The 14,157-nt window shown below is 60.5% G+C and carries 13 protein-coding genes; 9 read left to right on the top strand and 4 right to left on the bottom strand.

Annotated features, from left to right (window positions below; genetic code table 11):
• The first annotated feature begins 5 nt into the window (after positions 1 to 5).
• The 6 genes from AC1RME_RS21460 to AC1RME_RS21435 all read left to right on the top strand — a co-directional run bounded on the left by AC1RME_RS21460 (position 6) and on the right by AC1RME_RS21435 (position 9,281).
• Positions 6 to 3,224 (top strand): hybrid sensor histidine kinase/response regulator, encoded by a 3,219-nt coding sequence (locus tag AC1RME_RS21460; protein ID WP_096820624.1) that lies wholly within the window; start codon positions 6 to 8, stop codon positions 3,222 to 3,224.
• 43 nt (positions 3,225 to 3,267) lie between these two features.
• Positions 3,268 to 3,915 (top strand): response regulator, encoded by a 648-nt coding sequence (locus AC1RME_RS21455; RefSeq protein ID WP_096820623.1) that lies wholly within the window; start codon positions 3,268 to 3,270, stop codon positions 3,913 to 3,915.
• 134 nt (positions 3,916 to 4,049) lie between these two features.
• Positions 4,050 to 4,640, top strand: coding sequence for a fimbrial protein (locus tag AC1RME_RS21450; protein WP_096820622.1), 591 nt, complete (start codon positions 4,050 to 4,052; stop codon positions 4,638 to 4,640).
• Between the two features lie 72 nt (positions 4,641 to 4,712).
• A complete protein-coding gene (locus tag AC1RME_RS21445; RefSeq protein WP_096820713.1) occupies positions 4,713 to 5,459 on the top strand; it encodes a fimbrial biogenesis chaperone in 747 nt (248 codons plus the stop codon).
• Between the two features lie 89 nt (positions 5,460 to 5,548).
• Positions 5,549 to 8,104 (top strand): fimbria/pilus outer membrane usher protein, encoded by a 2,556-nt coding sequence (locus tag AC1RME_RS21440; protein ID WP_096820621.1) that lies wholly within the window; start codon positions 5,549 to 5,551, stop codon positions 8,102 to 8,104.
• 127 nt (positions 8,105 to 8,231) lie between these two features.
• Entirely contained in the window at positions 8,232 to 9,281 is a 1,050-nt protein-coding gene (locus AC1RME_RS21435) for an NAD(P)-dependent alcohol dehydrogenase (RefSeq protein WP_096820620.1), read from the top strand.
• Between the two features lie 113 nt (positions 9,282 to 9,394).
• On the opposite strand, the gene AC1RME_RS21430 is transcribed toward AC1RME_RS21435, so the two are convergent.
• Positions 9,395 to 9,658, bottom strand: a complete 264-nt coding sequence (locus tag AC1RME_RS21430) for a hypothetical protein (protein WP_096820619.1) — start codon at positions 9,656 to 9,658, stop codon at positions 9,395 to 9,397.
• Positions 9,659 to 10,095: 437 nt separating this feature from the next.
• Between AC1RME_RS21430 and AC1RME_RS21425 the strand changes: the two genes are divergently transcribed.
• The 3 genes from AC1RME_RS21425 to AC1RME_RS21415 are packed head-to-tail and all read left to right on the top strand — an operon-like array spanning position 10,096 to position 12,348.
• Positions 10,096 to 10,611 (top strand): GNAT family N-acetyltransferase, encoded by a 516-nt coding sequence (locus tag AC1RME_RS21425; protein ID WP_096820618.1) that lies wholly within the window; start codon positions 10,096 to 10,098, stop codon positions 10,609 to 10,611.
• 38 nt (positions 10,612 to 10,649) lie between these two features.
• Entirely contained in the window at positions 10,650 to 11,690 is a 1,041-nt protein-coding gene (locus tag AC1RME_RS21420) for a GSCFA domain-containing protein (protein WP_096820617.1), read from the top strand.
• Positions 11,659 to 12,348 (top strand): hypothetical protein, encoded by a 690-nt coding sequence (locus tag AC1RME_RS21415; protein WP_096820616.1) that lies wholly within the window; start codon positions 11,659 to 11,661, stop codon positions 12,346 to 12,348. The genes AC1RME_RS21420 and AC1RME_RS21415 overlap by 32 nt, the downstream gene beginning before the upstream one ends.
• A 43-nt stretch (positions 12,349 to 12,391) precedes the next feature.
• Here the strand turns inward: AC1RME_RS21415 and AC1RME_RS21410 are convergent, their stop codons facing one another.
• The 3 genes from AC1RME_RS21410 to AC1RME_RS21400 are packed head-to-tail and all read right to left on the bottom strand — an operon-like array spanning position 12,392 to position 14,153.
• A complete protein-coding gene (locus tag AC1RME_RS21410) occupies positions 12,392 to 13,261 on the bottom strand; it encodes a TauD/TfdA dioxygenase family protein (RefSeq protein WP_096820615.1) in 870 nt (289 codons plus the stop codon).
• 15 nt (positions 13,262 to 13,276) lie between these two features.
• Positions 13,277 to 13,492, bottom strand: coding sequence for an MbtH family protein (locus AC1RME_RS21405; protein WP_096820614.1), 216 nt, complete (start codon positions 13,490 to 13,492; stop codon positions 13,277 to 13,279).
• Positions 13,485 to 14,153, bottom strand: a complete 669-nt coding sequence (locus tag AC1RME_RS21400; protein ID WP_096820613.1) for a hypothetical protein — start codon at positions 14,151 to 14,153, stop codon at positions 13,485 to 13,487. Before AC1RME_RS21400 ends, AC1RME_RS21405 begins: the two co-directional genes overlap by 8 nt.
• Between the last annotated feature and the right edge of the window lie 4 nt (positions 14,154 to 14,157).

Genomic DNA, 14,157 nt, shown 5'->3' with positions numbered 1-14,157 from the left:
GTGCGATGAATCATCCCAACGCCATTTTCGACAAACTGGCCAACAGTTCGCTGCGCCTGAACAAAGGCCTGACCGTACTGTGCGCAACCGTCATGCTGCTGATCGGAATCAGCTATTGGGGCGTGCAGCGCACGCTCGAAGAGCAGCACGACACGGTGCGATTCCACTTTGCGCGGTTGCTGGAGAATCTGCACGAACAGGAAGCCTTTCTCGAAACGCTGTCTGCGCACAGCGCCGAGGGCGGCATGTTGACCTCGACGGTTATCCCCATGTCGCTGCAACAGGCAATGCCTGACGAGGGGCCTGATATCTACCGGGGCCAACAGCATTCCTTTTCCCTGCCCTTCAGTGTGAAGGTCGATCCGCACAAGATCGCCCCCAGTCAGCACCTGAAAGTCTTCAACCTCGGTGCGCACCTGGCCGATCACTACAGCGCCTTCTGGTCGGCCTCGCATTTTCAGTCACCGCAAGTTGTCCTGTTCAACGTCCCGGACAACTTCGACATCGCCGTGCCCGCCGCCGGGCGTCTGCGCGGTGAGGGCCAGATACAGGGCGGGGAGTTTGTCGGGGTAATGAAGCAGTTGCTGCAACGACTGCACGATGCCAACCCAAAGCCCTTGGATAACCGGGTTCACTGGGTGCAATACAATGCGGCGGAGGGTGACAGCGCCAAGGCGTCCGTGCTCGGTTACGTCAACATCGACTTGTCTTCGGCCCCGATGCATATCGAGGGCGCCAGCTCCTGGGTGGTGGTCGCTTCACTGTTGAACCTGGCTCAGGTCAACAACATCGAACGCATCATGCAATGGTCGATCTACGACCACTTCACCCTCATCGCCCCCTCCGGTGAAGCGCTGATCGGTGCGATAAAACCTGATCTGAAGATTGATGAAGGACTGAACTTCAACCGTGACGGGCTGGTGTTCAAAGTCTCCAGCCCGGGCGAACGGCACTGGTCGGGGATTTACGTCATCAGCCTGAAAAGCTTCCTCAACTACGCCCTGTGGCCGTTGCTGGCGTTGTTCGCGTTGCTGCTGGCGGGGATTGGCGGTGGCCGGGCGTTCAATCGCTGGTACAAGCGCCGCGTGGTGCTGCCTGCCCACCGGGCCCACGAAAGCATCGCCGAAAGCGAAGCGTTCAGCCGCACAGTCATTGATACGGCACCGGCCGGCCTGTGCGTCATCCGCCGCAGAGACCATGCCGTGTTACTGGAAAATCGCCGCGCCCAGCAATGGCAGGACAGCACCAAACTGATCACGGTACTCAATCGTCAGCACGATCTCATCCGTTCCGGGCAGACCGACCTTGAGATCGATGGCCGTCACCTGCATGTCGACTTCACCTCCACCCGTTATCAGGGACAGGATGCCTGGCTGTGCGCAATCCATGACGTCACCCGCCTGGTCGAAGATGCCGCCGCACTGGAAGACGCACGCAAAGCCGCCGATTCGGCCAACGCGGCCAAAACCCGGTTTCTGGCGACGATGAGCCATGAAATCCGTACGCCGTTATACGGTGTGCTGGGCACCCTCGAACTGTTGGGGCTGACCCCGCTGGAACCGCGTCAGCAGCAGTACCTCAATACCATCCAGCGGTCTTCCGCCACCTTGTTCCAGTTGATCAGTGATGTGCTGGACGTGTCGAAGATCGAGTCCGGGCAAATGACGCTGGAAGACCAGGATTTCTGCCCGCTGGAACTGACCGAAGACACTTTGCGCACCTACAGTGCCTTCGCCGAAGCCAAGGGGCTGCAACTCTACGCCTGCATGGATGCCAGCCTTCCGGACCGGGTTCGCGGTGATCCGCTGCGCATTCGGCAAATCCTCAATAATCTGTTGAGCAATGCCATCAAGTTCACCGACAACGGTCGGGTCGTTCTGCGGGTCCGGGTGCTGGAGCGCAGCGCCGGTGACGTGAGCCTGCAGTGGCAGATCAGCGATACGGGCATCGGTATTTCCCAGGCCCAGCAAGTGCAGTTGTTTGATCCGTTCTATCAGGTCCGCGATGCCTCCAGCGAAGCGGGTGCGGGGCTGGGCCTGGCGATCTGCCGGTGGCTGTGCGACCTGATGGCCGGCCAGCTCAAAGTGGTCAGCGAACCCGGGCTGGGCAGCAGCTTTTCCCTGCAACTGACACTGGAGTGTCTGCCGGGAGAACTGGCCGATTGCCCCGAGTTCACGCCGGGAACTCCACCGGTTTATGTCCGTGCACAGGCTCAGGAACTGGCGCAGCACCTCTGCGCCTGGCTCAACCGCCTGGGTGCGGACGCCCGGGTCGCGGGTGGCGACAGTCAACCCGCCACGGCGTCGGCGCTGTTGGTGGATATGCTGCCGATTGGCAATGAAGCCCCCTGGCCCGGCCCACGGATCATCGCCACCGCAGGCGCCCGCAAAGCGCCGTCGGGCACCACGCAGGATCGCGAAGTCGACGCTCACGATGCCCGCGCAATCGCCCGGGCCGTGAGCCGTGCGCTGCACGGTGCGGATGTTCACCAGCCACTTTTACTGCCCGAAACAGCGGCCGATCTGAATCTGCGAATCCTGGTGGCCGAAGACAACCCGATCAATCAGGCGATCATCAAGGAACAACTGGAAGCCCTGGGCTGTTCGGTAACAGCGGCCGACAACGGAGAACAGGCACTGGCCCAATGGCTGCCCGGGCTGTTCGACCTGGTGCTGACTGACGTCAACATGCCGATCATCAACGGCTATGAACTGGCCACAGCCTTGCGCCAACGCGGCGCGGACCTGCCCATTATCGGTGTCACCGCCAATGCCCTGCGCGAGGAAGGCGAACGTTGTGCCGCCGTGGGCATGAACGCCTGGCTGGTCAAACCTCTGAACCTGCAAACATTGCGAACGCAGTTGATCAAACACTGCAAGAAGCCCGTGGCCGCGCATGCCGACAGCGCTCCGATAGTCGAGGCCCCCTCCTCGACTGAAGCGCCTGTGCAATTGTCAGCGAAAATGCAGGAGCTCTTTATCAGCACCCTGCAACAGGACATGCAGGACATCCGCACAGCGCTGAACCAGGAAGAGGCTGACCGCACGGCACAAAAACTCCACAGCGTCGCCGGCTCACTGGGGGTCATTCAGGCCAGCGCCCTCGCCCAGACCTGCGCCCTGCTGGAATGCCGACTGACCGGGCACAAACTCACCCCGGCCCTGACGCTGGACGTTCACCAGGTTCTTGAAGACCTGAACGCGTTGTTGGCGACATTCAAGTAACCTCCCCCTTATTTACCCAACGACACCTTACGGACACCTGGTCATGGAAAAACTCAACGTTGTCATCGCGGATGATCACCCCATCGTGTTGCTGGGAGTGCGCGAACTCGTCGAACGGGACGAGCATTTCAGCGTCGTGGGCGAAAGCATCAGTTCGGACGGGCTGATCAAGCTGCTCGAAAGCCAGCCTGTCGACCTGGTCATCACCGATTTCAACATGCCTGCGGACTCCCCCTATGGTGATGGTCTCAAACTGGTGGAGTACCTGAAGCGGCACTTTCCCCATGTGCAGATCCTGGTGCTGACCATGATCTCCAATCCGCTGATCCTGACCCGCCTGCATGAGCTGGGCGTCCTCGGGGTCATCCAGAAACATCAGTTGCACAACGAAATCGAAGTCGCACTCAAGGCTGTCGCCAGTGGCAGGCCCTTCCGCAGTGCGACCCCAGAGCCGGTTTCAGTGATCGAGTCCACCGCCGACCTGGACGAACGCTTTGCCCGACTATCACCCAAGGAGCATGAAATCCTGCGCCTGTTTGTTGCAGGCCAAAGTGTCAGCGACATTGCCCGTGGCCAGAACAGAAGTGCCAAGACCATCAGTACGCAAAAGATCGCCGCAATGCGCAAACTTGAAGTCAGCAGTGATCAGGATTTGTTGGCTTACTGCATCGAGCGCAAACTTTTCAACTAACGAACCGTCATCAGCGACTGTTGATTCATGGGCATTTCGTGATTCTAAGGATCGTCTGATTTTTTCATCTGAACAGCTTTCGTATCGTGGCAGCGCACTTTAACGCTGCACTTCAAACACATACGGAAATCAGAATGAAAAAGTTCACCCTGGCATTTTTGACCCTGTCGATCCTGAGCGCCACCGGCAATGCATTTGCCGCAGACCCGGTCGTTCCAACCAAGGCCGGCTCCGGCACCATCAACTTCTCCGGCATCATCAACAACGACGCCTGCTCGGTTCAGAGCTCGGACTTGAACAAGACCATTTCCGTGCCGATGGGTGAAGTGTCGATCAAGGACATGGGCACCGCAGCCGCACCGATCGGCAGCGGTAAGCTCAGCGCCGAAAACTTCGACATGAAGATCACCTGCAACAAGGGCACCAAGGTGTCGATGATCTTCCAACCGAAAAAAGGCGCCGGCTCGGGCCTCGTCGAAGGCACCAAGGTGTTGAAACTGATCGACGGGCTGGGCGCGGCGAAGAACATCGGTATCGCCCTGCTCGACGCCAACGGCGCCCTGATCGATCTCTCTTCGGACGCCACCGCCCACATCGAGAACACCCTGCAGGATGGCGGCACCACCCTGAAGTTCTCGGCTGCCTACGTCACCACCGGCCCGCTGGACACCGTTGTCGCCGGTCGCGGTGACGCCACCCTGCCGTTCGTTCTGCAATACGAATAACTCCGCGCAGACGTTGACCCCGGAGCGGGGCCCGGTGCCCCGCCTCTCTTTGGCAATCAATCGGTAATGATCATGTTGGTTCGTCCCCTTTCCTTTTGCCTGGGCCTCCTGGGCTTGCTCGTGGCTGCCCAGGCCAGCGCCGGTATCTCTTTGAGCGCCACCCGCCTGGTGTTCGACGGCAAGCACAAAGAGGCCGGCATCACCGTGCGCAATAACGGTGAAGACGTACTTATCCAGTCCTGGGTCGACCGCGACGGGTCCGAGACGGCCTCGGTGCCCTTCGCCGTGACCCCGCCGCTGGCCCGGGTGACCGGTAACGAACAGCAATTGCTGCGGGTGATCTACGAGGGCACCGGCATGCCGTCCGACAGAGAGTCGGTGGTCTGGCTCAATGTCCAGGAGATCCCTCAGGCCGCCAAGGCACAAAACACGCTGCAGCTCGCCGTGCGCCAGCGCATCAAAGTGTTCTTCCGCCCGGCCGGGTTGAACGCCAACGCTTATCTGGCACCGACCGAACTGCAATGGGCGCTTGTGGAACGGGCAGGAAAAATAGCCCTGAGCATCAAAAACCCCGGTCTCTACCACGTGTCCATGGTGGATATAAAACTGCAATCAGGAACATCAGCTGAAAAAGTAGTTGATTCATTGATGATCGCCCCGGGCGAGCAGAAAGAGTTCGCCATCCAACAACTGACAAACATCAAAACCGCCCACTTGTCGTTCACCAGCATCAACGACTACGGCGCGCAGGAGCGTTACGCCACAACACTGGCTGGAAGTTCAACAACGAAAGCCAGCCTGGCCAAAGAATCGCCTTAACGCGCCTGTTTAATTATCAGTCGTACATCAACCGTACTTCACTTCGCTCCGCTCAGTCATGCGTACCGGGGGTGATATAGGTCAATTGCATGTTTTTACTCACTCGCGACAGACAAGATCGTGGCGTAAACCACAGCTGGCAACTGGCAATTCCCTTATCACGCTTGAGCCCAACGCTGGCCATCATCATTGCGTCCTGCCTGCCCATCGCTGCGACCGCCGCCGAGCCTGAGCAAGAACCGCTCGACCAATTCAACACCGCGTTTCTTCAGGGCGCCCAGTCGTCCGTGGACCTGCAACTGTTGCTGTCGGCCAACAGCGTGCTGCCGGGCAATTACCGGGTAGATCTCTACAGCAACGAGGTGTTGGTGGGGCGTCGTGATATCGATTTTCGGCGCAATGCGAAGAACGGCAAGGTCCAGGCCTGTCTGACCCTGGACATGCTCCAGCAACTGGGCATCGACATGAAAAAACTCGAAGCGACCGGCAAGCTTGACCCCCTTGATCCGCACGCGTGTCATGACCTTCCCGAGCTGATCGACAAAGCCACTGTGCGCTACGACGTCAGTCGGCTGCGCCTGATGGTCAGCGTGCCGCAAATCGCCATGCAGCGCGGCATGCGCGGGTATGTCGACCCGGCGCTGTGGGATCAGGGTGTTTCGGCAGCCTTCATCAACTATCAGTTGAGCAGCAACCGCAACAGCTCCGATCACAGCACCACACTTTCCAATAACCTGGGATTGCGTAACGGGATCAACCTGGGCGGCTGGCGGCTGCGTAACGAGTCGAACTTCAGCAGCACCACCGGGCAACCGAGCACCTTCAAGAGCAACCGCAGCTTCGTGCAGCATGATGTGACGGCGCTGAAGGGGCAATTCAGTGCGGGCGACATTTTCTCCGACACAGACCTGTTCGACAGCGTGCGTTATCGCGGCCTGAAACTGGCCTCCGATGAAGGCATGCGCGCGGACAGCGAACGCGGCTACGCGCCGATCATCCGTGGTGTGGCGGAAACCAGCGCCACGGTGGAGATCCGTCAGAACAACTACATCCTCTACACCGCCAACGTGCCGCCGGGCCCGTTCGAGATCAGCGATATCTATCCCAGCGGCTCCAACGGCGACCTGGAAGTGACCATCATCGAAGCCGATGGCCGTCGCCGAGTCACGCTGCAGGCGTTTTCCAGCCTGCCGATCATGGTGCGTGAAGGTCAGGCGAAGTACAGCGTCTCGGCGGGCAAGTACAACAGCAACAGCGAGGGGCTGACGTCGCCGCAGTTTGTCAGCAGCACGCTGGCTTACGGTATCAGCAGCAACCTGACCGGGATCGTCGGTGTCCAGGCCTCGGACAATTTCCAGGCGCTGGCGCTTGGTGCCGGGCGCAACACCCGTATCGGCGCTGTTTCGATCGACCTTACCCACTCGGCCAGCCGTACCCCCGGACAATCCACCCAGGGCAACAGCCTGCGGGCGTTGTATGCAAAAACGTTCACCGGGACCGACACCAGCTTCACCCTCGCCGCCTATCGATACTCCACCGAGGGCTATCGGACGCTCACCCAGCATGTCGAAGAACTCGGCACCGACAGCTCAAGACGCAGCGCCAACTCGAAAACCCGTACCGACCTGACCGTCAACCAGAGCCTGGGCCGTCAACAGCAATTTGGCAGTGTCTATCTCAACGCCAGCGATCAGCGCTACTGGAATCGCGGGGGCTCCCAGAGCCTCTCGGCCGGCTACAGCAACGTCTGGGGCGAGATGACGTACAACGTCGGCGCCACCTACACCAAGGATGTCGGTGATTTCGGTCCTTCGAACAACGACACTCTGGTCAATCTGTCCCTGTCATTCCCGCTGGGCTCCAGACCTCGGGCGCCTCGTGCCTTCGTCTCGGCCAGCACGCAGAAGGACAGCGACAGCACGCAGGTGGGCATCAACGGTTATCTGTCGGAAGACAGCGACACCTATTACTCGCTGCAAGGCGGCAACAGCAGCAACGGTGGCAACTCGGCCTCGGCCAACCTCAGCACCCGCACGTCCGTGGCCAACGTCAGCGCCGGCTACAGCCAGGGGCGTGGCTACACCTCGCAGAACCTCAACCTTGCCGGTGCCGTCGTGGCCCACGGAGGCGGGATCAATCTTGGGCAAACGGTGGGTGAAACCTTCGCGCTGGCTGAAGTGCCAGGCGTCGCCGGTGTCAAGATCGGCAGCTACAGCGGTGCCGAAACCGGGCGCAACGGCTTTGCCGTCGTGCCCAATGCGCAACCTTATCGGGTGAACTGGATCAGCCTCGATACGCGGGACCTGGGCGCCGACATCGAGATCGACAACGCGACCCGACAAGTCGTGCCAAGGCGCGGCGCCGTGGTGCTGGCCCGATACGCCAGCACCAGCGGCAGACGCGTGCAATTCGAGCTGTTCGATGCTCGACACAAACCCCTCCCGTTCGGCGCTGCGCTGGAAGACCGCGCCGGCAAACAGATTGCGATTTCAGACCCCGGCGGCAAAGCGCTGGCGCTGGTGGAAGAAGATGCAGCCACGCTCTTGATCAAATGGAATGGTCAGCAATGCACGGCCGCCTATTCGTTGCCGGAGCGCGACAAGTCCGTGAACTACGAGCGTGTGAGTCTGGTGTGCCAGCCGTGAACGGGCGAGGCTCTTCGTTCGACGACTATCGGGCAGGATCAGGCAAGGAATCGATAGAAATGCACTAACGTGCCTTCGGGGCAGAACGGGAAGATGGCCCTTCGACCACCCCATCGAGGACGTTCCCATGCTAGTTCAAGCCTACGGTGCCCACGCGGGCGACAAACCCCTTGAGCCTATCCAGATCAATCGCCGCGCCCCTGCGGCCCATGACGTCCAGATCGACATCGCTTTCTGCGGCATCTGCCATTCCGACCTGCACCAGGTGCGCTCCGAGTGGGCCGGCACACAATTCCCTTGCGTACCGGGACACGAAATCGTCGGCCGCGTTTCGGCGGTCGGTGCCCATGTTTCCGAATACAAGGTCGGCGATCTGGTCGGCGTCGGTTGCATCGTCGACAGCTGCAAACACTGTGAAGACTGCGAAACCGGCCTGGAAAACTACTGCGACAGCATGATCGGCACCTACAACTTCCCGACCCCGGACGCCCCCGGCTGGACGCTCGGCGGCTACTCGCAAAACATCGTGGTGCATGAGCGTTACGTGCTGCGCATCCGCCACCCCGAAGCACAACTGGCCGCCGTCGCACCGCTGCTGTGTGCGGGCATCACCACTTACTCGCCGCTGCGTCAGTGGAACGCCGGGCCGGGCAAGAAGATCGGCGTAGTCGGCATCGGCGGCCTGGGCCACATGGGCATCAAACTGGCCCACGCAATGGGTGCGCACGTCGTTGCGTTCACCACCTCCGAGTCCAAGCGCGAAGCGGCGAAAGCACTGGGCGCCGATGAAGTGGTGGTGTCGCGCAATCCCGAAGAAATGGCTGCGCACACCAAGAGCTTCGACTTCATCCTCAACACCGTCGCCGCCCCTCACGATCTCGATGCGTTCCTGGTGCTGCTCAAGCGTGACGGCGCCCTGACACTGGTCGGCGCCCCCGCCTCGCCGCATCCATCGCCGAACGTGTTCAACCTGATCATGAAACGGCGCACCATCGCCGGCTCGATGATCGGCGGCATTCCCGAGACCCAGGAGATGCTGGATTTCTGCGCCGAGCACGGCATCGTGTCCGACATCGAACTGATTCGCGCGGATCAGATCAATGAGTCCTATGAGCGGATGCTCAAGGGTGATGTGAAGTATCGGTTTGTGATTGATAACGCGACGTTGGCAGGCTGAGCGCCGGGCTCGACGAGCGCGTTAATGTAACGACGAAAATCCCGGGCGCTTCAATGCCCCGGGATGACCGTTTGCCCAAAAACCGACTGTTGCCGAGATCGCTTCGCGACCGTTCATTTACCCAGATTCTGATTCATCAGATTGTCCAGTACCGGTTGTTGACTGGCGGCTTGCCAGTCGCGCCAATGCTTGCACCCCTCCACGTTGATTTCCGCTGCATGACTGCGCGCATCGCAGATCATTGCCCACTTTTGCCTCAAGGTCGGATATTTAATGAAGTCCGCCCGGGTGGGTGGCTCACAGCCGGATAACGTGGCGACCGACAGAATGGTGGCCGCGAGTTTCCAGGCGAGTGGATAGCTGCTGGCTGGCGTCATGACAATGAATCCCCCTTCCGGGAGCCCCTCCTGAAGTAATGAAAAAACCTGCTGTTTTCATAGGCTGCAGAAGAATCTTAGGGATTGATTGGCCCCTCCACGAGATCCACTTTCAGGTTATTTCATGGAACCATTTCCACGCACGAGTGGCGCCTTCGAGGCCTGGCCGTAGTGGCGGATAAAGCACGCCATCTGGCCCAGCGCGCACAAGACACCGTCAGCGAAACCCGGGATGGCTTTCCAAAATCACTCCATTTGAAGTAGCCTTTTGATATCAAAAAGATATCAAACGTCTTCGAAGGTCGTCAGACCCGAGTTTTTGCGGAAAGGAATTCCATGAACAACGTCATTACGTAAACGCCTGCTTTTGCATTGATCTTTCCCCCCACACCCAGTAAAAAACCCTCTCCCTTTTCCATCCTCGCAAGGAGCAGCGGATGCTCGAGCTATCCACGGATCGACTGGACCTGCGCACGATGCTCGAGTCCGACTGGCCTCTGTTCCTCAGGCTGCACTCCGAGCCGCAGACCATGCAGTACGTGTTCGGCGAAATTGCCGAGGAGCAGGTTCGCAAAGGTTTCGAACATCGGCTCCCGGCGTGGGGGCCGCAATCGGAGCACTGGTTGTGCCTGGTGGTTGCCGACAGGGCCAGCGGCCAGGAGTTGGGCGTGACCGGGCTGCGCATTCTCTCGCCCGGGCATGCCGAGGTGGGTTGCCTGCTGTTGCCGGAACATCAGGGCAAAGGCTTTGGTACCGAGTCGCGGCAGGCAATCATCGACCATGCCGCATCCATCGGGCTGGACTCGTTGGAGTCGACCGTGACCGACGGTAATATCGCGTCCTGCAAGGTGCTGGAGAAATGCGGCTTTGTGTTCGCACGTCGTGTGCCGCAGGCCTACCAGATCGGTGATCGGTGGTTCGACGATCTGATCTATCACTATCAAATCCGCTGAGCCTTACGCTCAACGACTCGCCAAGGAGGCCTTTCGTCGTGAATCCCTATCAATGCCTGCCCCCACGTTCCTTCTGGCGTACGGCCGTGGCCGACAAGTCCGCGCTGGACATCGGTGAGCTGTGGACACCGCAATTCGAGATCGGCAACAAGGACGCCATCGTCACCGCCGGCTCCTGTTTCGCCCAGCACATCGGCCGGGCGCTGGTTGCGCGCGGCATGAACTGGCTGGATGCGGAACCCGCCCCCGACGCGTTGCCTGAAGCAGACTGGAAGGCCCACAACTACGGGGTGTTTTCGTTCCGCACCGGCAATCTGTATACCCCGGCGATGTTGTGCCAATGGCTTGAATGGGCGCTGGGCGTGAGCGCTCCGCCGGATGAGGTCTGGGTGCATGACGGGCGTTTCTTCGATCCGTTCCGCCCCGCCGTGGAGCCTGACGGATTTGCCAGCGAGCAGGCGTTGTTCGAGTCGCGTGAGGCCACCCTCGACGCCATCCGCGATGCGTTGCGCCGCGCCAAAGTGTTCGTCTTCACCCTCGGGCTGACCGAAGCCTGGCAACATCGCGAGACCGGTCTGGTGTATCCCGTGTGTCCCGGCACCGTGCGTGGCACTTTCGATCCGTTGCTCCACCGGTTCTGCAACTTCGGTTTCATGGACACTTACGGCGACATGGTCAGGGCGCTGGAGTTGATGCGTTCGATCAACCCGCAACTGCGCCTGCTGCTCACCGTTTCACCGGTGCCTTTGACCGCAACCGCCACGGGCCAGCATGTGCTGAGCTCGACGACCTATTCCAAATCAGTCCTGCGCGCCGTCGCCGGGCAGTTGTGTGAAGACCTGCCCGACGTCGACTATTTCCCGTCCTACGAAATCATCACCGGCACGCCGTTCAAGGGTGCGTTCTACCAGCCCAACCAGCGGGAAGTCACACCAGAAGGTGTGGCGTTCGTGATGCAGCAGTTCTTTGCCGGGCTCGACGCGGTTCAATCGGTGCAGGCGCCGACCACCTCCCCCTCCACCAGCGTGTCCAGCGAGGATCTTGTCTGTGAAGACGCCGTACTCGATTACTACGCCTAGGTTTCTGCTGCTGGGCGACTCTCATGCTGGTGTCATCGGCAAGGCAGCGCAGGCTCGTGAACTGCCTTTTGGCGGCGGTCCGCTGGGAACCGGTCGGGACTTCGCCGTCGACTTCTTCAGCCTGGCGCGCAATGACGTGGTCTTTCGGGATGGGGAAATGGATCGGCTGTATCGCCAGGCCCTCGACACGCTCGAAGTGCCTCAGCTGGCGAAGGTCAGCGTGCCGCTGGTGAGCACCCTCGGCCTGAGCCTGCACTACCTCGCCACCGCGCCGAACTGGACCTGCTACCAGAATGCGCACGGCGAGTTCGACGACGGTTTTCTCGCCGGGCCGTTGTTCGAGACGGTCATCGACACCCTGTCCCGCCCTGCGCTGGCTTTCTATGAGCAGGCCTTGGCGCTGAACCTCAAGGTGTTCGCCGTACTGCCGCCGCAACGGGTGCCGGAGCTCTCCGACACGCGCGTGTTCATGGCCGCACAGTCATTGCTGATCGAACGCCTGCGAGGGCTTGGCGTCGAGCTGATCGACGTGCGCGAGGCGGCGAATGATGAGCAGGGTTTTCAGCGTGAGGCGTTCTGCGAAGTGGATGACCCGCTGCACGGCAATCTGGCATTCGGTGAGTTGATCGTCGAGCAACTGATCCGGCACGGCGTCTAGCACCTGTGGGAGCAAGTGGCTCCCACAGGTTTTTTCAGCACCATCAAGCCTTGGGCTGCGTCCCGAGGATCGTCACCCGCTCGCCATAACGCGAATGCGGGAAATAATCCCAGATCGCGTGGTGCTGGGTGCAGCGGTTGTCCCAGAACACCAGCGTGTTCGGTGCCCAGCGTACGCGGCAGCTGAGAGACGGCTCCCGAGCCACCAGGTCGAACAGCATGTTCAACAACACCTGACTTTCGCCACCGGACAACTGCACGATGTGCGATGTGAAACCGGAATTGACGAACAGCGACTTGCGCCCGGTTTCCGGGTGACGAACCACCACCGGGTGTTCGGTTTTTGGCAGGTTGGCCGGTGCCTCATAGCCCTTCCACGGAATTGCGCCGTCGTGAATCGCGGTCAATTCGCCGAGAAACTGCTGCATCGTCGGCGAGAGCATTTCGATCGCCAGGTGCATGTTGGCGAACAACGTATCGCCGCCCGTGCCGATGGCCGGGGTTTCCTTGACGTACAACATCGAACCCATGGACGGCGCCAGGTCGGCCGTGCCGTCGGTGTGCCAGGTTTCGCCGGCCACGTAGCGCGATTGCGCATTGGCGCGGATCACCACCAGTTCCGGGTCATCGCCGTCGATGTCTTCCACCGGCAACGCCCGCAGTTCGCCGAACAGCCGGCCAAACGCCTTGTGTTCCTCGACCGTCAGATGCTGATCGCGGAACACCAGCACGTGGTTCTCCAGAAAGGCCCGGCGGATTTCCGTGAGCTGATCGTCGCTCAGCGGTTGCGAAAGATCGACGCCGCCGATTTCGGCACCGATGATCGGCGTGATCCGGTCGACCGTGATGCGCTGATACGGTGCGCGCTTTTCTGCGGCGATGCGCTCGATTGCCTTGAGTGCCAACTGATCCATGTTTCCTCACCTTTTTTATTGGAACGACGCCGACGACGGCGACAGGGTCTCGCGCAGCGACCGTGGTCGCATATCGATCCAGTGTTGATTGATGTAATCCAGGCAGACCTGGCGTTCGCCGCGCATCCCGGCTGCACTCCAGCCGCTGGCCATCGGCTTGCCCGCCGGCCACAGGGAATACTGACCCTGGGCATTGATCACCACGTCGAATTGCAGCTGTGCGTCATTCATGTCGTTCTCCTGTTGAATGGGATTGCAGCGTTGCCAGGTGCAGGGCCAGACCTTCTGCGAGATGGTTGAACAGCGTGCGCCGCTGCTCGTCGGTCTGCGCACAGGCCCAGACGTACACCCGCGCCGACGCCGCGCACACCTGCGCGTACGCGTCAGCATCGTCAGTCGCGAATGCTTTGGCCGAAACCTCCACATTGGCACTCGCATGAGCCTGGGCAAACGCCGTGGCACTGGCTTCGGTATTCAGTTGCGCGTAATACACCGCGAACGCCTCGGCATCGCCGAAGTGCTCGGCGATCATGGCGGTGTTGCTCGGCGCGAGTCCGTAAGTCATCGCACTGGCATGGGCCTGGGTGTACGCCGCGTCGTAGGCATAGGCCCGTCGATACAGCGCCAGCAACACCGGTTTGAGCGTGGCCCGCCATTCGCCCTGACGCCCGGACAAGCCGAGCGCCGCCCGTTGATGCAGACTTTGCAAGGCGAGCAGCGCTGGCCGATGTTCCGGCAAGGCCTCGCAGAGCATCGGCAGCACCATGTTGGCTTGCCAACCATGAACTGGCCGAAGCGACTGCGGTTCATCGACCCTGTAAATCCTTTGAAGCAAGACATCGGGCTGCTCTTCGCACAGCACCTGCGCCAAGGTCGGCAACCACCGAGGCATTGAA

This window comes from Pseudomonas sp. GW822-FHT03F08 (genome assembly GCF_058801265.1).
The sequence above is the reverse complement of the archived record's forward strand: the minus strand, read 5'-3'. Positions and strand labels throughout refer to the sequence as shown.